Here is a 22,409-nt window from a genome sequence, read left to right as displayed (position 1 = left end):
TGGGGGCGCGAGGCGACCCGGGTTGGGGGCGCGAGGCGACCCGGGTTGGGGGCGCGAGGCGACCCGGGTTGGGCGACCGGTGGGCGACCGGGGTTGGGCGCGCGCGCGGAGCGGCTCGCGGAGCGGCTCGGCGGGGAGCGGCTCGGCGCGGGCGTCATTGCGGTTCGCTCGAGGGCCCTCCGGCGGTAGCATCGGCGGCCCATGCCGCTCGCCGCCCGCTCCGCGCCGGGTGTCCCGCCCGCCCCGGCGCGGGCCCTCCCGCCCCACCCGCACGCGTTGCGCTCGCCGCTCGCGCCCTTCACGGCGCGCCTGCGCGACCTGCTCTCGACCGTCGAGTCGGCGGCGCTCCTCGGCGCGGTGGAGGCGCGGGTGCGCGGGCTCGGGGAGCACCTGCGCTTCGCGTGCCTCGCGATGCCGTGCTCGGAGGCGCTCGTCGCGCTCGAGATGGAAACGCTCGGGCGGCTCACGGTCCCCGTCGTCGCTGACGCTGTCGGCTTCCGCGCCCCGGGCGCGGAGCTGCCGCCGAGCGGTACCCCGTTCGCGTACCTGCTCGGTGGCGGCGGCGGGCACGCGGTGGAGCTGTCCGACGGCGACCCGATGATCGCGCCGCTCCGGCCGCTCCTGGCCGCCGCGCCGGCGTCCGCGATCTTCGTGCCCATCCGCATCGGCGCAGCGACCGTGGGCGGCGCCGCGCTGTTCTCGCACGAGGCGCCCCTCGGCGGGCGGGAGCTCGACCTGGCCGAGCGGCTGGCCGAGGTCCTCGCGCTCACCGTGGAGTCGTTCCGCACCGAGCGCGTCGTCTTCGAGCTCTTCGCGCGCGCGATGCCGGACCTGCTCGCGCAGGCGCCAGGCCAGCCGGCGGCGGGGCCGGGCGGGCGCGCAGCGTCGGGCGCGGAACCCCCCATCCCGGAAGGGGCGGCCCCGCCGCCGACCTCGCTCCGCGCCGCGCTGGAGCGGCACATCCACGCGCTGCGCCTCACGCCCGAGTACCGCCGCCGCCTGGAGCTCGCCGCGGTGGTGGGCAGGCTCGCCGAGCGCGGCGAGGCGGAGGCCCGCCTGGCCCTCGATCTCCTCGCGCGGATCGACGCCTACGCGAGCGGCGCCGGCGATGCTGGGGAGCCCGCCTCCGCAGGGGAGGGGAGCTCCGCGTGACCACGGCTTCTCCCGCAGGACCGGGCGGCGAGCTCCACGGCGCGCCACGCCCGGGCGCGCGAAGCGGCGCCGGCGTGCGCGTCGCGCTGATCGACTCCGGCGTCGATGCCTCGCACCCCGCGCTGCGCGCAGCGGCGCTGCGGCACGTCGCCCTGGTCCAGCGCGGCGCTGGCGGCGGCGCGTACGGGGTCGCGCCGTGCGCTCCGGGAGATCTCAGCGGGCACGGGACGGCGTGCGCGGGCATCGTCCACCGCATGGCGCCCGCGGCCGAGATCACGAGCGTCCGCGCGCTCGGCGATGACGGGCGGTGCTCGCGTGACGGGCTCGTCGCCGCGCTGCGCTTCTGCGTCCGCGAGCGATTCTCCGTGGTCAACCTGAGCCTCGGCATCGACATCCCGAAGAACGCGCCGCTCCGCCCGGGCGACTACCGCTCGCTGGTCGAGCTCTACGAGGTCGCGGACGCCGCCTACACCGCGGAGGTCGTGCTCGTGGCCGCCGGCCCGAACGCGGCGGCGTTCCGCACCTATCCAGGCCGCTTCAAGTCGCTGATTGGCGTCGGCAGAGGGGACTTCCAGGACCCGGAGGCGCTCCGGAGCGAGCTCACGCTCGACCACGAGATCCTCGCGCCCGGTGACGACGTGCTCGCGCCCGCGCCCGGCGGCGGCGAGCGGCGCTGGACCGGTACGTCGTTCGCTGCGCCCCACGTGACCGCGCACGTCGCGCGGATCCGCGCCGCCTGGCCGGAGCTCTCGATCGAGGCGGTGAAGGCGGCGCTGCACGGGCTCGCGCGCGGGGCGCGCGGCGAGGGGGTGGAGGAGCGCGGTGCTCCCGCTTGATCCGATCGACAGCGTGTCGCCGCTGTCACGGCTGCTGCGGAGCGCGCCGGGCGCGGAGGTCCGCGCCGAGCTCGACCGCGTCGAGGGGCTCCTCGGTGTCGGCCGCGATCCTGCGGCGGCGGTGCTCGAGGGCGGGCCGCTCGTCGCGGCGGCGCTCGGCTTCGGGCGCGGCGCGCTCGCGTTGCGTGAGGGAGCGCTGGACGCGGCCGTGCTGCACCTCGAGGGCGCTGTCGCCGCGTTCGACCGAGGAGGGGCCGCCGAGGCCCGGGACCTCGCGCGGTGCGAGGCGGCGCTCGCGCGCTTGCGCCGCGACGTCCGAGCGGCCTGTGCGTCCGCCATCGAGGAGCTCGACGCCATCGCGGCCGCAGGCGATCCAGGACGCCGCGCCGCGGTCGTCGCCGTCCATTACCGCGGTACGGCCGAGCGGCTCCTCGGCGACGCGGCGGCTGCGCAGCGCACGCTGCTGTCGGCGCTGCGCCGCTCGGAGCCGTTCCTCGGCGAGCGCGCGCAGATCCTGAACTCGCTCGGCACGCTCTATGTGACCCTCGGCGCGCACGGCGCGGCCGAGGCGCTGCTCGAGCACGCGGCCGAGCTCCACCGCCGCCGGGGCGACTCCGTAGGCGAGGCGATCGCCTGCGGCCAGCTCGGCGCGGCGGCGCTCGGCCTCGGCGCGCTGGAGCGCGCCCGAGCCCCGCTCCAGCGACAGGAGTGGCTGTGCGCGCGTCTCGGCGACGCCTTCGGCCGGGCGCGCGCACTCACGTTCCTCTCCGAGCTAGCGCTCGAGCTCGGCCGCGCCGACGATGCCCTCGCGCTCGCGACTTCCGCCCGCGACATTGCCGAGCACGCCGCGCCGCCGCTCCGAACCTGGGTCGCTTACGCATCGCGGGCGATCGGGCGCGCGCGGCGGGATCTCGGCGATCCGGGTGCGGCGGCGGCGCTGGATGAGGCGGGCGCGCTCTTTCGCGCGCTCGGCCTTCCGCTCGGCGAGGCGCTCGCCGCCTGGGATCGCGCCTCGACCGAGGCGCTCGCGCTCGCGGAGCCAGCGGACTGGTTCTCCGCCGCCTGGTCGCTCGGCTCCCTGGGTCTGTCCTCGCGGGTCGCGCAGCTCCTTCGGGAGCGTCTGGAAATCGAGCAAGCCGCGCCGCTGCCAGAGAGGGGAGGGCCGGCGCCGGACGGCGAGGCCTGCGAGCGGGCGCTTGCCGCGGCGGCGCAGACCTCGCCTCACGTGGCGATGCAGCGCGAGGTCGAGCTCGTTTACGATCGTCCCGACCACCTTGCCGCGATCGCCGCTCGCCGGACGGCGGCTCAGCGCAACCTCGGTCGGCTCGCGGCGTTGACGCTCGCCCGGCCGGGGCTCATCGTCGCCGCGATCGCGGCATCACCCCTCGGTGCCCGTGGCCGCGCGCTCCCCCCCGAGCGCGCGATGGCGGTCTGCGTGGCCGACCTGCCCGGCCTCACGGTATGGATCTGGCCGGCGGCTGCCACGCCAGCCACCATCGGCAACGATCTAGCCGTGCTGCGCGCGACGCTGGGCGAGCCGCTGCGCGCAGCGCTGGCGTTCGCGCCTGCAGGGCGCGTGCTGTGTCCGCCGTTCGCGGGCGACACTGGCGCGGAGCTCGATGCGGTCGAGCTCGTTGGTCTGATGGCGCTGCCCGCCGTGCTCGCGCCGGGCGAGCTTCGCCTAGATCCGCAGCTCGGCTGGGACGGCGACGCTCGTGCGAGCGTGGAGGCACTGGGATTCGTCGTCACGAACAACCCGTGCCACCCAGGTTGACCCGAGAGCGGCGCGCGCTACCTCACCCAGGTTGTCCCTGCCCTTTTACCCTCAAAGTACCTACATCGCGAGCACAACATCGGCCATATTGGCGCCGTGAAACGTGCACATCCACCACGTCCCTGCCGGGAATACCACGCTGCGCACGCCGGCACGCCACCGCTCGAGCGCCGCGCGGTACAAGGCGCGAAACCCGCGTACAGTGGCACGAGCCGCGCGCCACGCGTCACCCTGCTTCCGGCCGACAGCAAACGTCGGATTGACAGCGCGCGGCGCCTCGAGGCTCGTGATGCGCTCATGGGGCGAGACCTTGCCGGCTTGTTCGGCGCCGAGGAAGCGGCCCCCTCGCTGCTTCACCTCCGCTTGCGCCTGCAATTCTTGCCTCTCGAGCTCGGCGGCGATGGCGTGGCGAAAGTCCTCCGCGCTGTCATGCTCGATGGTCGGCGGCAGCGTGAGTGACAGCGTTGCTTCCTCCGGCCACTGTGGATTTTTTGGGTTGAAGTATGCGGCGGGACGCGCCGCGCACAACACGCCCCGGCCGATCTCGCCCACCTTCACTTTGGCGCCCGGCCACTCATGCGCATGCGGGACGAGTCCAGCGGCCACAGGGTTTGCGAGGACATAGGCGATCTTCTCCACCACCGCCGCGTGTGTCAGCAACCGCACCACGCTCGTGGCCTCATGATCCCATACCGGCCCTTCCCACGCGCGGAGCACCTTCGTGCCGAGCGCGACGATGCGATGGAAGAACTGCAGGAAGCGCGGCAGGACGCCGTTCACGTCGGTCACGACGAGGTGCAGGTGCGTCGACATCGCGCAATGCGCGTGGACCTCGATGCCGTAGCGGTGGGTCGAGACCGCGAGGGCGTAGACCAAGAGCTGAGTGATGGCTGCGTCGGGCCGGAAGAGGAGATGCCGGCGCAGGACGCGACGGGTGATCAGGTAGGTTGCGCCGGGCGCGATCTGGCGGGGCTGGCTCATGGTCGGGCAGAATTCCAAGAGCCGTGCCGGCGATCGTGGTGAACGATCTCAAGTACTTACCAAGTACTTACCCATGCCTGCGGGTGGCGGCGCCATGGCGGACCGTGCTCCGTCACCCGGCGGGTCGGGTCAACCTGGGTGGGTCGGGTTTGGGTGGGTCGGGTTTCCCCGGTCAACCTGGGTCGGATCAACCTGGTTGCAGGTCAGCCTGGGTGGGTCAGGTCCTGGTTGGGTCAGGTCAACCTGGTTGGGTCGCGCCCGCGCGGATCGCCTTGCTGAGCCAGGAGCGCAGCCAGCGATGGCCTGGATCGTCGTGCACGCGCTCGTGCCAGACAGCCGAAGATCGGTCCACGCCGAGCTCGACGGGGGGCCGGGCCGCGCGTAGGCCGAAGGGCGTCGACACCGCCGCGAGCGTCGCTGGACACGTCACCACGAGGTCCGAGGCCGCGATCAGGAAAGGCACCGTCACGAAGTGCTGGACCTGCGCGACGATCCGCCGCCGCCGCCCACGCGCTTCCAGCGCGCGATCGACAAGGCTGCCCGGCATGCCGTGCGGAGCGATGAGCACGTGCCCGAGCTCCAGGTAGCGCTCCAGGGTCAGCCGCCGTGACGCTGCGGGGTGGTCCCTGCGCATCAGCGTCACGAATCCCTCCTCCGGCAAGCGCAGCTGTCGTGACGACGGGGGCACGAGGAACTCCGGGACGAACGCGAGATCCGCCGTTCCCCGCTCGAGCCGCCTCACGAAGTCCGCTTCGGCGCGGTCGACCTGCACCGTGATGTACGGTGCCTCGCGCGCCAGCAGGGGCAAGAGCCGCGGCAGCGCTACCGCCTCCAGCAGGTCGTTGCCGAGCAGCACGAAGCGGCGCTCGGACATCGCTGGGTCGAACGGCGCGCCGGCCTGGACCGCCGCCCGCAAGCTCGCGAGCGCCTGTGCCAGCGGATCGGCGAGCGCCTCGGCGCGCGGCGTGAGGGCCAGCAGCGGCCGCCCCGGAGCGAGCAGCGCATCGCCGAAGAACTCGCGCAGCCGCCCGAGCCGCTGGCTCGCAGCCGACTGCGTGATGCCGAGCCGCTTCGCCGCGCGCGTCACGTGCCGCTCGCGCAGCAGCACGTCAAGCGCGAGCAGGAGGTTCAGGTCGTCGGGGAGCGCCTCGAGCATTAGACACACTGATACATCATAGTAGAGCGATTTCCTGTACTAATCGTTTGAGCCGCCTCAATCTCTGCGCATGGCCGTCGCTCGCGGAGCCCGGTCACACGTCCTCTGGAGGATGGAGCGCATCATGGAGAGGAAACTCAAGGTCTCGCGGCGGCGCCTGCTGGAAGGCGTCGCGACGCTCGCCGTGGCCGCGGGAGCGGGCTGGTACGCTGCTGGCCGGGGTGTGTTCGACGATCGGACGGGCGAGCCGTTCGCCCCTTGGACCGCGTTCCGCGGGCAGCGCGGCGGCGAGCTCGCCGAGCTCGTGCGCGCGGCGGTGCTCGCCGCGAGCCCGCACAACACGCAACCCTGGCTGTTCGAGGTCCACCCGGATCGCATCGACGTACTCTCGGACAGGTCTCGATCGCTCGGCACGATGGATCCGTTCCTGCGCGAGATGCACATCGGGCTCGGTTGCGCGATAGAGAACCTGGCGCTCGCGGCGGGTTCGATGGGATGGGCCCCCCGCGTCGAACTCGAAGCCGGCCCTCTGCCGGGCTCCGACCCGGAGGGATCTCGCGCTCGCGAGCGCGCGGCGCCGCGGGCGATCCGGGTGGCGAGCGTCCGTATCGAGCCAGGCGCAGCGGCGTCCCCGCTGGCGGAGGTCATCGCACGGCGACACACGAACCGCGGCCCGTACAAGGCGCAGCGCGTACCTGGCTCGGCGCTCCAGGAGCTCTCGCGCCTGAGCGAAGCGGGCTCCGATGGTGAGGTCGTCTGGCTGGAGCACCCCGATCAGCGCGAGAGCTTCGCCGCTCACACGCTGCGCGCCACCGAGACCATCGTCCGCGACGCGGCGATGGTGCGGGACAGCGACGCGTGGTTCCGGCTGGCGCCGGAGGCGGTACCGAGCCATAGGGACGGGCTGACCCTCGATGTGATGGGGCTCGGCCCGCTGCTCACCGCGGCCGTCAAGCTCCTGCCGCGTCCGTCGGCGGAACAGATGCACGACGACTGGCTCCGCGTCACCCGCGAGGTCCACCTCGCCGGCGATCCCGCCATCGGCGTCATCACGGTCCGCGACCGCTACGACCTGGGCGCGACGCTCCGCGCCGGGCGCCTGTGGCAACGCATGCATCTCTGGGCGACCGCGCGCGGCATCGCGATGCACCCGCTGAACCAGGTGCCGGAGGTCATCGACCGGGAGCGTATGCTCGGACGAGCGCCGGCGATGGAGCGCTCGTTCACCGAGGCGCTGGGTCCAGGCGACCGGCAGCTCACCTTCGCGTTCCGGCTGGGCTTTCCGGAGCGAGAGGGCGTGTGCGGCCCGCGCCGCGCCGCGGAGGAGGTGATCCGCGCCGCGTGAGCGCCGCGCCCCGGCTGGCGTGCTGACCGAGCGCGGCGAACCCTGGACGCCGAGGAACGACCGTCACCGCACGGCGATGCCCTGGGCGCCGCCGCCGGGCGTCAATCCACCCGCCTCCCCGCGTGGGATCAGGCTGCCGTCGCGGCTCACCTGGAACGCCGCGATCGTCCCGGTGCCCGCGTTGAGGGTGTACAGAAACCGGCCGTCGCGCGTCATCGCGAGGTCGATCGGCGCCGTTCCGGTGGGGAACGAGGCGGACACGCCGTCGTCGAGCAGCGTCAGCGCGCCCCGGGCGTCGACCTGGAGCCCGGAGAGCGTGTTGCTGCCCGTGTTGGCCGTGAAGACATAGCGGCTCCCAGGGGCGCCGGTGATCCAGCAGGTCGCCCGCTGGAAGGTGTCGACCGTGTCGCTGATGACAGCGAGGCTCCCGTCGTGCCCGATTTTATACGAGGACACCACGCTCGTGTCGCCGGTCGCGGGCACGCCGTCGCCGCCGACCTCCGCCACGATGAGGTGGCCGCGACGATCGAAGGCGAAATCGAACGGGACAAGGCCCCTGGAGATCGTCGTGACCGGCGCGTCGCTGGGCAGTCCGCGGCCGCTCATGGGGAACACGTGGAGCTGATTGGACCCCTTGCCCGCCACGACCAGCGCCTCGCCGTCGGGAGAGAAGCCGATCTGACCCGGCGTGGCGCCGAGCGACGGCGGCGTCGTGCCGCCGAGGCCGAGGCCGCGGTTCGATCCGTCGAGCGGGACGAGCTCGCCGCACGGGTTCACTTCAAAGCCGGCGATGTTGCCTTCGCCACCCACGTTGAGGACATAGAGCAGGTCGCCGTGCGAGGCGACGCTCACCGGGAAGTCGCCGCCCGAGTCGACCACATCGAGCAGCGTCAGGCCGCGCGGGCCGACGCGGAACATCGACACCTCGCTGCTGCCCGCGTTCACGGCGAACAGGAGCTTCCCGTCCTCGCTGAGGACGAGCGAGCCCTGGGATCCGAGCGCGTTGATCGGCCGGGTCGGCGCGCCGAGCCCTCCGGTCGCGTACGTGCCGGCGTACGAGAGCGAGCCGTCCGCCGCCCGGTCATACGCCATCACGGCGTTGCCGTCTCCGGCGTTGGTCATGACGAAGATCTGGCCGTGCCGGTGGGCGCCGCTGCCGTGCGCCATGGCGTCGCCGGGCGCGCCCGCCGCGAAGAGACCGAAGCTCAGGGCCGTGATGCTCATCGTGCTGCGAAACATGAGAAAGCTCCTGGGGAATGGCGCCGCGAACCCAGCGGCGCGGGCTTGTCGGTGCGTCGATCGTCGAGGCGCATCTCCGTCGTGGCGACGGGCACGGCGCGCCCCGAGCTCGCGGGCGCGCGGCTCTGCGCGCTCCGCCGAGCGGGTTCATCCGCTGCTACGCGGAAGCCCCTCCGCGGTTTCGCTGCCGTCGACCGGTCCGCTCCGGCGCGCCTCAGCCCTTCACTCGAGCGTCGATCCGCCTGCGGCAGCCTGGTCGGCGTGCGTGCGTGGCCCTGCCTTGCGTGACGAGGGACCGATGACGTCTCCGCTGGCGTCGCCCAACCTGCAGATCGCCCAACCTGGGTCGGGTTGCCTGCCGGATCGCCCAACCTGGGTAGATCGGATCGCCCAACCTGGGTAGATCGCCCAACCTGGGTCGGGTTGCCTGCCGGATCGCCCAACCTGGGTCGGGTTGCCCAACCTGGGGTCGGGTCGCAGTCGTCCGGGTCGGATCGCCGCCGGATCGCCCAACCTGGGTCGGGTCGCGCTCGTCCCAACCTGGGTCGGGTCCGCCGGGTCGCAGTCGTCCGGGTCGGATCGCCGCCGGATCGCCCAACCTGGGTCGGGTCGCGCTCGTCCCAACCTGGGCCGGGTCCGCCGGGTCGGGTCCGCCCCGGTCCGCCCCCGGGTCAGGTCGCTGCCCCCGCTGCCCCAATCTGGGTCAGGCCGCTCCCCAACCTGGGTCGGGTCGCTGGTCGGGTCGCTCACGGCTTCTTGCGTACCTGAGCAACCGTTCGCCGGGCGCCACGGCACCCCCGCCCTCGGCGGCCCGGATCCAGCGCGAGGTGCCGCGGAAACCGCGCTTCCCCCAGGGCGATGACGCGTGGCATCGCCGATGCTTCGGACGCGATCGCGAAAATCCATCCACTCTCCAACGGGAGTTGAACCATGTCCGTCTCGAACGCCCCGCTCACTGGAACCCCCGACGCTCGCCGGCCCGCCCGCGGCTGCGAGCCCGACGCAGGCGCCAGTGTTCGGGACGAGTTCCTCACGCTCGCGTCGCACGAGCTCCTGACGCCGCTGACCTCGCTCAAGTTGCAGGTCCAGCGGATGAAGCGGCTGAGCGAGCAACGGGCGGAGGACGGGTCAACGTGGGTCGCCTCGCTCGAGGTCGTCGGCCGGCAGGTCAACCGGCTCACCCGGCTCTGCGATGACATGCTCCAGGCGATCCGGCTCCGATCAGGCCCGCTCGATCCCGAGCGCGAGACCGTCGATCTCGGGGCGCTCGTCCGGGAGGTGATCGCCGAGCTCTCGGTGGAGCTCCGCTCCCCGTCCTCCACGATCTCCATCGACGCCCCGGAGGGCGTCGTCGGCCGCTGGGATCGGGAGCAGATGGGACGCCTCGTGTTCCATCTCGTCAAGAACGCCATCCAGTTCGGCGCGGGCCGGCCGATATCCATCGAGGTGAAGGCCTGTCCCGGCGGAGCGGAGCTCCTCGTCCGCGATCGCGGCGCGGGCATCGCGGAGGAGGACCAGGCCCGCATCTTCAGGTGCTTCGAGCGCGCGGGCGGCGTTGTGCACTTCGGCGGCCTCGGGCTCGGGCTCTACATCGCGCGCGAGATCGTGCGCGCTCACGGCGGAACCATCGGCGTGGAGAGCTCGCCGGGCTGCGGCTCGACGTTCATGATCGAGCTTCCCCTCGAGCCCGAGCCCGCCAGTCGCGCCGCCATCTCGCTCGCTCCCTGACACCGTCGCTCCCTGAGACGTCCTCCCACACGCCGTCTCCCTCCCCATCCCGTCGTCGAGCGCGCGCCCACACCGCGAGGCGCCGCGCATCCCCCACCATCGACGTGAGCTCATCGGTCGCGCGCGTCGCGCGCGTCGCGCGCGTCGCGCGCGGCGCGCCCGACGCCCGCCGCAGCGCAGGCACGCGCCCGCGCGACTTGTCCGCTCGCCGCGAGATCTCGTGATCTCCCGCCTCGCAGAGGACGCCATCACCCGTCGACAACGGGGCGTGCCCTCCCTGGCACGCAATCCATTGCTCGATCGTGTAGCGGTCCGCGCGCTCATCCCCGCTCGCGCGGCCAGCGCCCCGATATCCCCGTGAATCTGCGCGAGCTCCGCCGGCACGAGGTGTGCTCTGGCTCACGTGAGAGCTAGGGCCAGATAGGCAATCCGCGTTCGACGAATGCTCGATCGAAGCGGAGCCGATCGATCGATGGGGCGTCGTCGTGGCGCCCGCGTCGCAGGGAGAACCATGAAGATCGAAGCGACCAGCGACCTCATCCGCATTGTGCTCGGCAAAGGTCACCCCACCATCGTCTCGGAGGCCGCGAAGAGCACCGAGGCTCACGGCGCGCGTCATTCCATGAGCGCGCGACCCGCCGGCCTCGCGGAGCTCGACGGGGAGAGGGCGGCTTCCGGCCGCCCCGCCGCCCCTCGCTACCAGAGCGCCGTGACCCAGCCGGCCGCCGGCCTCGCCAAGGCGCCGGAGCTCCTCGCCGCGAAGCAGCGCGTGCTGTCCGGCAGCAGGCTACCTGCGGCCTCGGTCCGCTTCGCCGGGCCTGCAGAGATCGACGTCTTCCTCGGCGAGCTCGATCAGGCGATCCGTCCTTTCGAGGACTGCTTGCGGAAGGCAGGGGCCCGACACGGCGACAGGGCCGCCCAGCTCAAGGCCATCATCAAGAAGGCCTCGATCCAGACCAGCAAGACCCGGTTCGAGTGCCCCCGCGACATGGCCGAGTTCGACGCCAGGCTCGAGCGGATCGTGCGGACGGGTGAGCCCATCGTGCTGGCCATGCCGGAGGGCGGCGGCAAGGTGCCAGTGCCGCTCAAGACAGGCAGGTTCGGCCGGGGGCCCGATTTCGCGGAGTTCCTCGGCATCAAGATGCGAGCGGCGCTGGCGCGCGTCCTGCGCGAGTTCCACCCTGGCGGCGCCCACGTGGTGGTCGTGCCGGATACGTGCCTTCACACCCGCGACATGGGCTTCTGCGCGGACGAGGTCCGGAGCCACCTCGAGCAGCTCTGGCGCGATCTACCCCGCCTCGGCGTCCGTGACGAGGTGATCGTCGCCGATACCCTCGCGTACCTGCCCGCGGACTGGGGCAGCGTCGTCGAGCGCAGCGCCGCGGAGGTGGTCGCCTCGATCGCGGAGGATGAAGCGGTGAGGGAGGCGGCCGCCGCCCAGTCGAGATCGCTGATGTTCATCAAGGACTGCGGCCTCTCCGACGAGGACGAAGCGGTGCTGTTCTATGCCGCCGTGGCCGGGCACCCGGACGGGATCCCCACCGCGCTCGCCGCCCAGGCCAGGGCCTTCCAGGCGGCGACGGACGAGGTGACGCCCCTCTACATGGCCATCAACCATCATGGCATCCGGGGCCTCGGCCTGATCGAGCGGGTGGTCGACGGGCTCGGCTTCTCGAGCGCCAGCTACCTCCGCGCGAGCGTCCACGCCAAGCCCGGCTGTCCGCGGCCCGCCCTCAGCGTCTTCCATGCCCTGGCGCCGGTCGCCCTCTTGCCGATGCACGCCCTCGGCGTGCGCGTGATCGACGAGACGCCTCGCTGGGGGCTCTCGTTCGATGTCGTCGGGCGGATGCGCGGCTGGCAGGCCGTCTGCGAGGCGACCACCGGGCGCTTCCTGTTCTATGAAACCACGCAGGAAGGCGCGGAGATGGGCGGCGCCTGTGCCGAGCGGGCAGCCGCGTGACAGCGCCGCGGAGGCCGGCGGGGGCGCCTGCCTCACCCCCTGTCCAGGAACCGAGGAGGACGCGCGTGCAAGAGTTCGATACGATCGTGGTCGGCGCCGGCATCACCGGCCTCTACTGCAGCTTTCGCCTCGCCCGGCGGGACCCCGGCCGCACCGTCGGGCTCTTCGAAGCCTCGGAGCGGTTCGGGGGCCGGATCGAGACGGTCGAGCTCGATGGTTTCCTCGCCGAGTGCGGCCCCATGCGCTTCGAGAAGCGCCGGCAGCGCCTGCTGATGGGGCTGCTCGACGAGCTCGGCCTGAAGACCAGGCCGTTCACCGCGTACGCGGCCGAGCCCGCCCAGGGGCCGCGGTTCTCCCTCGCCCCCGACGAGGCCGGACCCGCTCATCGCCCCCACACGACGCTCGAGCTGATGAAGCTCGGTATCCTGAGGATCTTGAGGGACACCCCGTGGGCGAGCCCCGGCAACCCGGACGACCCCAGGGACGCGAAGCACCGGGAATGGCTGAGGCGCCTCGCGGAGGACGATTATGCCAGCATGCGCCGCGGCGCCAGGCTGGGAGGCGCCTTCCTCCACGAACAGGGGTTCTGGAACGCGCTGAGCGACGTCCTCAGCCACGGGGCCGTGCTCGCGATCCGCGATCAGGGCACGTTCTTCCACCTGATTCCCGAGAACCCCAACGCCATGGACTGGATCGTCTTCTGGCTTCGCGCGCTGTCCAGCGAGGGGGAGGGGGACGCCTCGCTCGTCAGCATCGAAGGCGGCTCCCGGGCGCTGCCCCTCGCCCTGGTGCGGGAGCTCGAGCGGCGCCCCGAGCAGGTCGCCATCCACCTTCGCCACGCGCTCACGTCGCTCGCGGCGGCGGAAGGAGGGAAGATCCGCCTGCAGTTCGCCCGCGGCGCGGAGACGGTGGAGGCCGTCGCGAAGCACGTGATCCTCGCCTTGCCCCGCAGCCCCCTGATGCGGCTCGCCGGCTGCTTCTCCCGGGAGATCCAGCGGGATCTCGACGCGGTCTTCGGGTTTCCGCTCCTCAAGTGCTTCCTGGTCACGGACGCGCCGTGGTGGACGGCGCGCACGCCGCCCCACAGGAACGCGTCGCTGATGCCCGCCAGGGAGGTCCATACCACCTACCGCGAGAGCGACGGCAAGGGCATGATCATGCTCTACACCGATCGACCGGCCACGGAGTTCTGGAAGGTCTATGTCCAGGGCGAGGCCCACGATCGCGCGGAGATCGACGGCAGCGAGGCGCTGAAGCGGCAGCTCCTGAAATACCTCGGCGTGGATCTCCAGGACCCGGCCGGGCGGCAGCGCGCCGCCGGCGCCGTGACGACCTGGGCCATCCGGGACTGGAGCCGGGAGCCCTACGGGGCGGGGGCCCATACCTGGCGGCCAGGCGTCAGGTCGTGGGAGGTCCTCGAGAGGCTGAGGGCGTTCGACCTCCCCGGCAGCAACGCGCCTGTCGGCAGCGTCCATGTCTGTGGCGAGGCCTACTGCGATTATCAAGGGATCGAGGGCGCGCTCCGCTCGGCCGAGAGCGCGCTCCAGACCGTGCCCTGATCGTCGATGCGGCGCGCGCTACGGCTCCCGCGGGGGCGCGTACCCGAGCCGCTTGATGCCGAGCGCCTTGAGCTTGTACACGAGCGTGCGCAGCGGCATGCCCAGCGCGCGCGCCGCCTCCGTCTGGTTCCCGCTCGCCTTGCGGAGCGCCTCGACGATCAGCTCGGCCTCGCAGCGCTGCAGCCGCGTCTTCAGGTAGTCCCCGCCCGGGGCCGCGGCGGTGAGCTCTCCGACCTGGTACGGCAGCTCCCCCTCCGCCGGCTCGGAGGAGGGCGCCGCCCGGGCGCGCTCAGGCAGATCCTCCTCGGCGATCCACTCGCCCTCGGCGATGACCACGGCCCGCTCGATCGCGTTCCGCAGCTCCCGCGCGTTCCCCGGCCAGGAGTACGCCCGGAGCCGCGCGAGCGACTCGGCGTCGAAGCCGCGGATCGCCCGGCCGTTCGCCTGGTTCGCCTGGTCGAGGAAGCGCAGCGCGAGCGGCTCGATGTCCTCCGGGCGCGCCCGGAGCGGCGGGATCGTCATCGTCATCGTGTTCAGGCGGTAGAACAGATCGCTGCGGAACGCGCCGGACGCGCACATCGCCTCGACGTCGCGGTGGGTCGCCGCGACGACGCGCGCGTCGACGTCGATCGGCTTGTTCGAGCCGACGCGGGTCACCTGCCGCGTCTCGAGGACGCGCAGGAGCGCGGCCTGCACCGCGGCCGGCAGCTCGCCGATCTCGTCGAGGAAGACCGTCCCGCCGTCCGCCGCCTCGAACACCCCTCGCTGCTGCTGCCACGCCCCGGTGAACGCGCCGCGCTCGTGGCCGAAGAGCGTGCTCTCGACGAGCTGCTGCGGGATCGCCCCGCAGTTGACGCACACCATCGGCTTGCCGCTCCGCGGGCCGCTGTCGTGGATCGCCCGCGCCACGACCTCCTTGCCCGTCCCCGTCTCGCCCAGCAAGAGGACCGGGATCGACGAGCGCGAGACCCGCTTGACGATCTCGAAGACGCGGCGCATCGCCGAGCTCACGACGACCGGCTCGAAATTGCAGGCGCCCGGGCCGCTCTTCCAGGTCCCGCCCGGCGCCGAGCGCACCGGCTGCTCCACCGTCGCGCTGCGCACGGCGCTCCAGCACCGATCGAGCAGCTCCTCCGCCACGGTCCCCGCGTCGGGGAACGTCGCGAACCCCGCGAGCACGACGGGCGACCCGCCCCCGGGCGGCGCGGCGAGCGCGCGCGCCACGTCGAGCGCCACCTCCGTCCCGGCCTCGAGCAGCAGCGCCGCCACCACGTCCGAGCTGTAGAGCGCGATCCGGTCGACGGGGCGCAGCAGCGCCCGCACGCGCGGGAACAGGTGGCTCACGTGGGCGCCGGGCTGGCGGGCGACCCGGGCCATCACGACGGCGAAGCTCCGCCCGAAGTACCGCGCGCGCTTCACCTCCTCCTCGAGGGCGACGCGGAGCTGCTCGTGGCTCATCAGCCCTGGCAGCTCGTCCTCGGCCGCCGTGATCGAGCGGACGGCGACAACGACCTTGCCGAGGATCACCTCCTCCCCCGGCTTCACCTCGCCTCGCGTGATGCGCTCGCCGCCGAGCCAGGTGCCGTTGGTCGAGCGCAGATCCTCGATGACGACCTTGTCGCCGGACTGGGTGAAGCGGGCGTGCTCGCGCGAGAGGCTGACGTCGCCGATCTGGACCTGCGACGGCGGCGCCCGGCCGATCACGACCGGCACGCCCGGGCTCAGCACGGCGCGCTCGGCGCCGTCGCGGTGGTAGACGAGCAGGGCGACGCGTCGATCGTCCTGCCTGACCCCCTGGATCGCATCGATGAAGCTGCTGGACAGCGGCGTTGTCTCCGGGCCGATGTCCGTCTCGCGAATGACTGCCACGCTGTTCACCCCCTTCTCACACGACCTCGCCCCCGGGCTCGCGCGCCCCCGCGGCGTGCACCGGCGAGCCCGCCCGCCCGCGCTCCAGGCAGGCGCTCGCTGACGCTGAATTGCGCACCAGCACGGGCGTCTCCGGCGGGCGTCGACGCACCAGCTTGTCCATCAGGGTCCGGTGTTCATGAAGCGCATCCCACGCACTCCGCGCCTCCAACGCGTTCAATGCACCCGGCGCACCTTGCAATTCAAGCACCACCTGGGCGTCGAGCTCGCTGGTGACAAGGAGACCGTGTTCCTGATCGGCGAGCGCGAGCGCACCATGCTCCGCGGCCGTGTCGTTCACCTCGTGGGGCCGCCGCTCGACGGCCGGCGGACGGCGGACGAGCTCGTCGCCGCGCTCGACGAGAGGAACCCTGGCCGGATGTCTGACCTGCGGCACCAGACCAGAGGAGATGTCCCGTGCGCGACGGCTATCGCATCCTCGACGCGGATCGTCACGTGATCGAGCCGCTCGATCTGTGGAAGACCCACCTCGAGCCGGAGCTCCGCGCTCACGCGCCGTACCTCGCGTACGCCGGCGACGGCGAGCCCCTGGCCGACCGCGTGGCGCACCTCGGGCCGGAGGGGCTGCTCCGGCTCCCCCCGCAGCCGATGGTGGATGGCCGGCCGGTCCATCACCGGATGAGCGCGCGGACCTGGCGCGCGATCGCCGCCGCCGGCCGCCGGCGGCTCGGGGCGCTCGCGTCGCTCGGGCGGCTCGATCAGCCGCAAGCGCAGCTCGACGACATGGATCGCGAGGGCATCGACGTGGCGTTCCTCTACCCGACGCTCGCGCTGGCGCTCCTCGGCATGACCCCGCTGGAGCCCGCCCTGGCGAGCGCGCTCGCCAGGGCGTACAATACCTGGTTACGGGGCTTCTGCGATCACGACCCCTCGCGCCTCCGTGGCGTGGCCCTGATGAGCCCGCACGATCCGGCGCAGATGGTGCTCGAGCTCGCGCGCGCGGCCGCGCTCGGCTTCCGCGCCGTCGTGCTCCGGCCGAACCCCGTCGCGGGGCGGACGCTGGGCGACCCTGCTTATGAGGCGTTCTGGGCCGAGTCCGAGCGGCGCTCGATCGCCGTCGCCATCCACGAGGGCACACACGCCTCCTTGCCCGCAGCCGGCGCCGATCGCTTCCGCAGCCGCTTCGCCCTGCACGCCTGCTCGCACCCGATGGAGCAGATGATGGCCTTGCTCGCGCTGATCGAGGGCGGCGTGCTCGAGCGCCACCCCGGCCTGCGGGTGGCCTTCCTCGAGGCCGGCTGCGGGTGGCTGCCTTACTGGCTCTGGCGCCTCGACGAGATCGAGTACCGGGGCCTGGCCGAGGAGGTCGCGCCGCACGTCCGCCGCGAGCCGTCCGCGTACTTCCGCCGCCAGTGCTTCATCGAGATCGAGCCGGACGAGCCGTGCCTGGAGCAGGCGATCCCATGGCTCGGCGAGGACAGGGCGATCTTCGGGACGGACTTCCCCCACATCGATCACGACGCAGGCATGGTGGAGCGGGCGCTCGCGCTCCGCGGCAAGCTCCCAGGAGAGAGCCTCCGCAAGATCCTCTGGGACAACGCCGCCAGCTTCTACGGCGTCGAGGGTTGACTCAGCAGATGATGCAAGACGAGCCGGGGTCGCTCGTGAGCTCGGCCAGCGCGACGGGCTGATCCTTCAGCTCCGGCGCTGGTGGGATACAGAGCGTGATGGCGCCCGCCGACGGGTCCCAGCCCCTGCGCTGCTCGCAGAAGCGCAGCGCGTCGCCGCCCGGCGAGCCTGGCTCCCGCGCCTCGCGGATGGTGAGGTCGATCCCCGGCGGCAACGCATAGCCGCAGCGAGCCATCAAGTACCCCCGCGGGTCGCTCTTCAACCGATCGCGCTGCGTCGGATCTTCCCAGCAGAGCGCGACGGCGCGCAACCAGGCTCCTTCCAGCCCCAGGAGCCGTTCCTCCATCGCTCCTCGCTCGTGCAGGAGGCGCGCCTCCTCGTCGAGATGCGCGGGAGCACCGTCGGTTTCCGCGATCCTGGACATGTATTTGAATGATTGATGGGAAAACATGGCCACCTCCAATATCGCCGGTGCCGCAGGCCCTGGCATGGGATATGGATCTCATTGAACCGGCGCCGCGCGTCGTCGAGCCCTTCGCGCATCCAATGCAAATGAACGCAGATCCAGATGCGCTGAAAGCGACCGAGGTGCCGCCGCGGCAGATCAATCGGTCACTTCCTGGAGCAGCGCTCGCGCCCTGGCAAAATCGGGAAGATCGGCGCACTCCACAGGCCAGTCGGTGAGCTGCCTCAGCAGGGGACGCGCCTCGTCGCGTCGGGCCTGCTGCACGAGCATCTGGCAGAGCGCCAGCGTCGAGCGCAGCTCGAACGTCCTCGCGCCCTGCTCCCGCGCGACGGCGATCGATCGCCGCAAGCACCGCTCGCTCTCCTGATCCGCGTCGGCGCCCAAGGCGTGAAGAGACAGCCCCTTCAGGCGGTAGAGCTCCGCGACGTAGTACACGTCCCCCGACTCCTCGGCGAGCAGCAGGCAGCCCGCGAGCTGCTCCACCGCGGCCTCGTGTTGCCCGCGCTCGGCCTCGAGCTCTGCCACGAGAGAGAGCCAGTACGGTAGGCCGCTCTGCTGGCCGCCGTCCCGGATCGTCTCGATGTGCTGCCTCAGCTGCTCGAGGTCTCGCTGCGTCCAGCAGCGCAGGGCCCAGCAGTGGGCCGTGACCCAGAGCTGATGATGCTCCGTCAGCTGGAGGAGGGAGTCGAGCATCGCGGAGACCTGCTCCCGTTCGCGGGCATAGTGGTAGACGCCGGCCAGGTGGAGCAGCGCCATCCCAAGGCTGTTCAGGTGATCGAGCTCGCGCGCCCACGCCACCGCGGCCTGCCCGTGGGCGAGCGCCTGAGCTGGACAGCCCATCAGGTAGAGCACCACCGCGAGCGTGTACTGGGCCCACACCTTGACGTCGACGCCGGAGAAGAACGCGTGCTCCCGATGTGCCTGAGGGTCGTAGAGCGCGATGCCGCCATCGAGTTGCTGGCGGGCGTCTGAGAGCTTTCCTTCGAAGAACGAGCACTGTCCCAGCAGCACCATCGACGAGACCAGCTGCGCGGCGTCCTGCGACCGCCTGGCCAGGTCGAGCCACCGCTCCGCTGTCGCCCGCGCCTCGCGGCGATGGCTCCGCATGTGGTGGTACCAGAACATCGCCCAGAGCGTCGGCGGGGTCATCGAGCTCTCCCCGAGCTCGTCGCTCAGCTCCTCGCAGCGGTGGACCGCCGCCTCGAGCTCCCTCGGCATGTACCCGCGCCGGCGTACGAGCGCCAGGATCAGCAGGCTGTTCAGGCGCAGCTCCGCCAGCGCGCGCTCCCGCGCGTCCGCGATCGCCGGCAGCCAGCCGAGCGCCTGCGTCACGTGGACGATCGCCTCGGTGTCGTCGGCGTTCGCGGGCCGCTTCAGCGCGCGCTCCGCCGCGATCTCCGCGTACGCGATCGCCCGCTCCAGCTGCTCGGCCGCCGCGTGGTGGTGCGCGAGCAGGTTGGGCCGCGCCGCGACGATCTCGGGGAAGCGCGCCTCGAGCGTCCGGGCGATGATCGCGTGCACCTTCCGCCGGCTCCGCTTCGAGAGCGACTCGTAGGCCGCGTCCCGGATGAGCACGTGCTTGAACTGGTACGTCGGGTTGCTCAGCCGCCGCTTCCTGTGGATGAGATCCGCGGCCATCAGCCGCTCGAGGTCCTCCTGGACCTGCTCCCCGCCGAGCGCGGACACGGCGCAGAGCACGTCCTGGCAGAACTCCCGGCCGAGCGCCGCGGCGATGCGGGCCGTCTCCTTGGCCCTGCCGAGCCGGTCGAGGCGCGCCACCAGGAGGCCCCGCAGCGTCGTGGGGATCGCGAGCTCCGAGAGCGGCTCGGCGAGGCGGTAGTGGTCCCCCTCCTCCACGAGCGCCCCGGACTCGAGCACCATCCGCGTCAGCTCCTCGACGTAGAGCGGGACGCCGTCGGTCCGGTCGACCACCTGCGAAAGCACGGGCCCAGGCAGGGCGCGGCCGCCGGCGAGGCGCGCCACCAGGTGCTCGACGTCCGACCGATCCAGGCGGCTCAGCTGGATCTGGAGCATGCCCGACATCGACCAGGGCGGCGAGAACTCGGGCCGCGCGGTGAAGACCGCCATCAGCCGCGCCGAGGGCACGTCGGCGATCATCACGCCCAGCCACTCGAGGGTCGTCGGATCGGCCCACTGCAGGTCCTCGACCATGAACAGGACGGGCTGCTCCTCGGCCATGTCGAAGAGCATCGTCACGAGCACGTTGAGCGTCCGCTCCTTCTGCCGCGGCGGCGGGTCCAGCGGGGCCGAGTAGCGCCCGTCCAGGGGGATCGACAGCAGCGCCGCCAGCAGCGGCACCATCTCCGGAAGGTCGAAGCCGCGGCGCGAGAGGAGCGCCTCGAGCCGGGCGAGCCGGCGCCCCGGCGCGTCGTCCCGGCCCGTCTCGATCAACCGCTCCAGGAGCTCGATCAACGGGTAGAGCGCGCTGCTCCGCTGATCGGGCACGCAGCGGCACTCCAGGCAGCTGTGCCGCTCGCCGTGGAGCCGCCGGACGAGCTCCCCGGTGAGGCGCGACTTGCCGATCCCGGGGCCGCCGGTGACGAGGATGCTCTGCCCGATGCCCTGCCGGACCTGGCCCCAGCGCTGGAGCAGGAGATCGAGCTCCTGGCTCCTCCCGATCGGCGGCTCGGTGTCGCGGCCGGCGATGTCCTGGTCCTGGGCCGGGGGAGGGATCTCCTGCCCCATGCGGTAGATCGCGAGCGGGCGCGCGACGGACGAGAGATCGGGCGGCGCCATCGGCTCGAGCGCGAACCGGCCCCGGAGCAGCCTGAAGGTCTCGCCGCTGACCACGACCGTGCCCGGCGCCGCGGCCGCGCTCAGCCGGGCGGCGATCTGCGGTGTCGTCCCGAGGTGCTGTGTGTACCGATGGAGCTGGCCGGCGACCACGAGGCCGGTGTGGAGCCCGATCCGGACCTCGAGCGCCACGCCCCGCGCCTCCGTGAGCCGCGCGCTGCGCGCCTCCACGTCCGCCACGACCTCAAGCGCCGCGCGGGCGGCGCGCCGGGCGTCGTCCTCCTGCGCGGAGGGATAGCCGAAGTGCAAGAGGATCTGATCCCCCAGCGCGCCCGCGAAGCGCCCCCGGTGGCGGCGGGCGATCTCGGCGCAGACGTCCTGTTGCTCGTCGAGCAGATCGTCGATCTCCTCGACGTCGGTGGTCTTCAGCCCCGGGCCCGAGGCCGTGAAGGTGCAGCAGACGACGGTGAGGGGCCGCCGCTCGCCGTCGGGTCGCTCCAGCGCCGGTGCCTCTGGTCCCGGCGGGGCCGGCGCGTCCACGCGCCGGGGCGTGGCCGGAGACGGCATCGTCTCGGCCGCCGCGCGGTCGCTCGGCGGCGCCCGGGGCTCCCGCGAGGGCGCGTCGATCGGCGCCGTCTCGCTCGCGACGACGCGCCACGGGCTCGCGTCCGCCGCGCCTCGTGTCGGGGCCGGCGGCGAGCGCGGCGCTCGCGCGGGCTCGACGAGGTCCTCGCGGCTCAGCGCGTCCACGTCGCAGGCCTCGAGCTCGCGCAGCAGGCTCGAGGCCGTGACGACGCGCGCGGCCATGTCCTTGAGGGTCGCGCGCCGGAGCAGGGCGCCGAGCGGGTGCCCGAGGAGCGCCGGGGGGATCGGGATCGGCTCGGGGCTGGCCTGCCGGAAGAGCACCTCTTGCAGCGATCTGCCGGTGATCGACGGCTTGCCGGTGAGGCACTCGAGGAAGACGAGCCCCCAGGCGTACAGGTCCGAACGCACGCTCACCGGCTGTCCGAGGAGCTGCTCCGGCGCCGCGTAGGCGGGCGTGCAGAGGATCTCGTTGCTCGGGGTGAGCTTGGGATCCACGCCCTCCATGGCCCCGGCGATGACCGCGCCGATGCCGAAGTCGAGCACCAGCGCGTTTCGCCGCGCCCCGGTCGAGACGATCATGATGTTGCTGGGCTTGAGGTCGCGGTGGACGACGTTCTGCGCGTGGGCGCAGCCGAGGGCGTCGAGGACCTGGAGCATCAGGTACCGCGCCTCGCGCGGATCGAGGGCGATCTCTTCGGCCAGCACCTCCGCCAGGTTCTGGCCGGGCACGAACTCGAAGATGGTGTAGAGGGTGCCGTCGTCCGTCTGTCCGGCGTCGATGAGCCGGACGATGTTGGGGTGGTGGAGCTGCGCGCAGAACCGCGCCTCCTGGTGGAAGCGGGCGCAGCGCCGCGCGACGTCGGCGGGCTTGCTGCCCCGGATCGGGTGCATGACCTTGATGGCCACGGTCTGTCCGGTGGCGAGCTGACGCCCCTTGTAGACGTCGGCGAAGCCGCTCTCGCGCAGCGCGGCGACGATCTCGTAGCGCTCCTGGAACACGGCGCCCGAGGCGATGGCGCTGCGGCTCATCCCATCTCCCTCCGCCGGGCGGCCCGGCGCGACCGGGGGAGCGGGCGTGATCGGGGAAGGGCGGCGCGCTGCGCCTGTCGGCCCGCCTCATCGATGAAGCGTCTGGACACACCGGCTGTCGATCTCGTCAGCACAGCTTGTCCGCGGCCGACCTCGCTGCTCACGTGGGTGCATATAGGGTGGAACTCCTTCGACGTCCGTCGATGCCGACCGGCTTCCGGCGCCTTCGGCGAAGAAACCCCCGGAAGACGCTCGCGCCCGGTCGGCTCCGTGGGGTGCGGCTCCGGAGGCGGGCAGACGTGCGCGGGCTCGACTCTCGCGGGGCGGCGGCCGAGCTCCGCCTGCAT

At 72.5% G+C, this 22,409-nt stretch carries 15 protein-coding genes; 8 read left to right on the top strand and 7 right to left on the bottom strand.

Annotation, left to right across the window (positions count from 1 at the left end; all coding sequences use genetic code 11):
- The first annotated feature begins 201 nt into the window (after window positions 1-201).
- Genes WMF22_RS28185 through WMF22_RS28175 form a run of 3 tightly spaced genes read left to right on the top strand, consistent with a single transcriptional unit; the run spans window position 202 to window position 3,762 of the window.
- A complete protein-coding gene (locus WMF22_RS28185; protein WP_437293099.1) occupies window positions 202-1,152 on the top strand; it encodes a hypothetical protein in 951 nt (316 codons plus the stop codon).
- Window positions 1,149-1,988 carry a S8 family peptidase gene (locus WMF22_RS28180; RefSeq protein WP_437293098.1) on the top strand — a complete coding sequence of 280 codons (840 nt, stop codon included), beginning with the start codon at window positions 1,149-1,151 and terminating at the stop codon, window positions 1,986-1,988. Before WMF22_RS28185 ends, WMF22_RS28180 begins: the two co-directional genes overlap by 4 nt.
- Window positions 1,975-3,762 (top strand): hypothetical protein, encoded by a 1,788-nt coding sequence (locus WMF22_RS28175; RefSeq protein WP_438031778.1) that lies wholly within the window; start codon window positions 1,975-1,977, stop codon window positions 3,760-3,762. Before WMF22_RS28180 ends, WMF22_RS28175 begins: the two co-directional genes overlap by 14 nt.
- Before the next feature lie 60 nt (window positions 3,763-3,822).
- Here WMF22_RS28175 and WMF22_RS28170 read toward each other — a convergent pair whose 3' ends face one another.
- Together WMF22_RS28170 and WMF22_RS28165 are read right to left on the bottom strand one after the other, a co-directional pair.
- Window positions 3,823-4,743, bottom strand: a complete 921-nt coding sequence (locus WMF22_RS28170; protein ID WP_437293096.1) for a transposase — start codon at window positions 4,741-4,743, stop codon at window positions 3,823-3,825.
- Between the two features lie 238 nt (window positions 4,744-4,981).
- Window positions 4,982-5,899 (bottom strand): LysR family transcriptional regulator, encoded by a 918-nt coding sequence (locus WMF22_RS28165; RefSeq protein ID WP_438037292.1) that lies wholly within the window; start codon window positions 5,897-5,899, stop codon window positions 4,982-4,984.
- A 124-nt stretch (window positions 5,900-6,023) separates the two neighbouring features.
- Between WMF22_RS28165 and WMF22_RS28160 the strand changes: the two genes are divergently transcribed.
- Window positions 6,024-7,244: an Acg family FMN-binding oxidoreductase gene (locus tag WMF22_RS28160; RefSeq protein WP_437293094.1), complete on the top strand. Its 1,221-nt coding sequence runs from the start codon at window positions 6,024-6,026 to the stop codon at window positions 7,242-7,244.
- Between the two features lie 63 nt (window positions 7,245-7,307).
- Here the strand turns inward: WMF22_RS28160 and WMF22_RS28155 are convergent, their stop codons facing one another.
- On the bottom strand, window positions 7,308-8,483 hold the full coding sequence (locus WMF22_RS28155; protein WP_438031777.1) for a lactonase family protein: 1,176 nt from the start codon (window positions 8,481-8,483) through the stop codon (window positions 7,308-7,310).
- Between the two features lie 930 nt (window positions 8,484-9,413).
- On the opposite strand from WMF22_RS28155, the gene WMF22_RS28150 reads away from it, so the two are divergent.
- The 3 genes from WMF22_RS28150 (at window position 9,414) to WMF22_RS28140 (ending at window position 13,730) form a co-directional block, all read left to right on the top strand.
- Window positions 9,414-10,211: a sensor histidine kinase gene (locus WMF22_RS28150; RefSeq protein ID WP_438031776.1), complete on the top strand. Its 798-nt coding sequence runs from the start codon at window positions 9,414-9,416 to the stop codon at window positions 10,209-10,211.
- 511 nt (window positions 10,212-10,722) lie between these two features.
- The gene (locus WMF22_RS28145; RefSeq protein WP_438031775.1) at window positions 10,723-12,171 is read left to right on the top strand and encodes a hypothetical protein; all 1,449 of its coding nucleotides are present in this window, start codon (window positions 10,723-10,725) and stop codon (window positions 12,169-12,171) included.
- Window positions 12,172-12,236: 65 nt separating this feature from the next.
- Window positions 12,237-13,730, top strand: a complete 1,494-nt coding sequence (locus tag WMF22_RS28140) for a flavin monoamine oxidase family protein (protein WP_438031774.1) — start codon at window positions 12,237-12,239, stop codon at window positions 13,728-13,730.
- 18 nt (window positions 13,731-13,748) lie between these two features.
- Here the strand turns inward: WMF22_RS28140 and WMF22_RS28135 are convergent, their stop codons facing one another.
- Window positions 13,749-15,599, bottom strand: a complete 1,851-nt coding sequence (locus WMF22_RS28135) for a sigma 54-interacting transcriptional regulator (protein ID WP_437293089.1) — start codon at window positions 15,597-15,599, stop codon at window positions 13,749-13,751.
- Between the two features lie 16 nt (window positions 15,600-15,615).
- On the bottom strand, window positions 15,616-16,035 hold the full coding sequence (locus WMF22_RS28130; RefSeq protein WP_438031773.1) for a hypothetical protein: 420 nt from the start codon (window positions 16,033-16,035) through the stop codon (window positions 15,616-15,618).
- 20 nt (window positions 16,036-16,055) lie between these two features.
- Here WMF22_RS28130 and WMF22_RS28125 point away from each other — a divergent pair, with 20 nt between their 5' ends.
- Complete coding sequence (locus WMF22_RS28125; RefSeq protein WP_438031772.1) at window positions 16,056-17,228, top strand: amidohydrolase family protein; 1,173 nt, start codon at window positions 16,056-16,058, stop codon at window positions 17,226-17,228.
- Window position 17,229: 1 nt separating this feature from the next.
- Here WMF22_RS28125 and WMF22_RS28120 read toward each other — a convergent pair whose 3' ends face one another.
- Together WMF22_RS28120 and WMF22_RS28115 are read right to left on the bottom strand one after the other, a co-directional pair.
- Entirely contained in the window at window positions 17,230-17,652 is a 423-nt protein-coding gene (locus WMF22_RS28120; protein ID WP_438031771.1) for a BMA_0021/BMA_0022 family TOMM bacteriocin, read from the bottom strand.
- A 180-nt stretch (window positions 17,653-17,832) separates the two neighbouring features.
- Window positions 17,833-22,062 (bottom strand): TOMM system kinase/cyclase fusion protein, encoded by a 4,230-nt coding sequence (locus tag WMF22_RS28115; protein WP_438031770.1) that lies wholly within the window; start codon window positions 22,060-22,062, stop codon window positions 17,833-17,835.
- Window positions 22,063-22,409: the final 347 nt, after the last annotated feature.

The sequence above is a fragment of the Sorangium sp. So ce204 genome (assembly GCF_051526795.1).
Taxonomy (GTDB): Bacteria; Myxococcota_A; Polyangia; order Polyangiales; family Polyangiaceae; genus Sorangium; species Sorangium cellulosum_B.
This window is presented reverse-complemented; position numbering and strand designations above follow the sequence as displayed.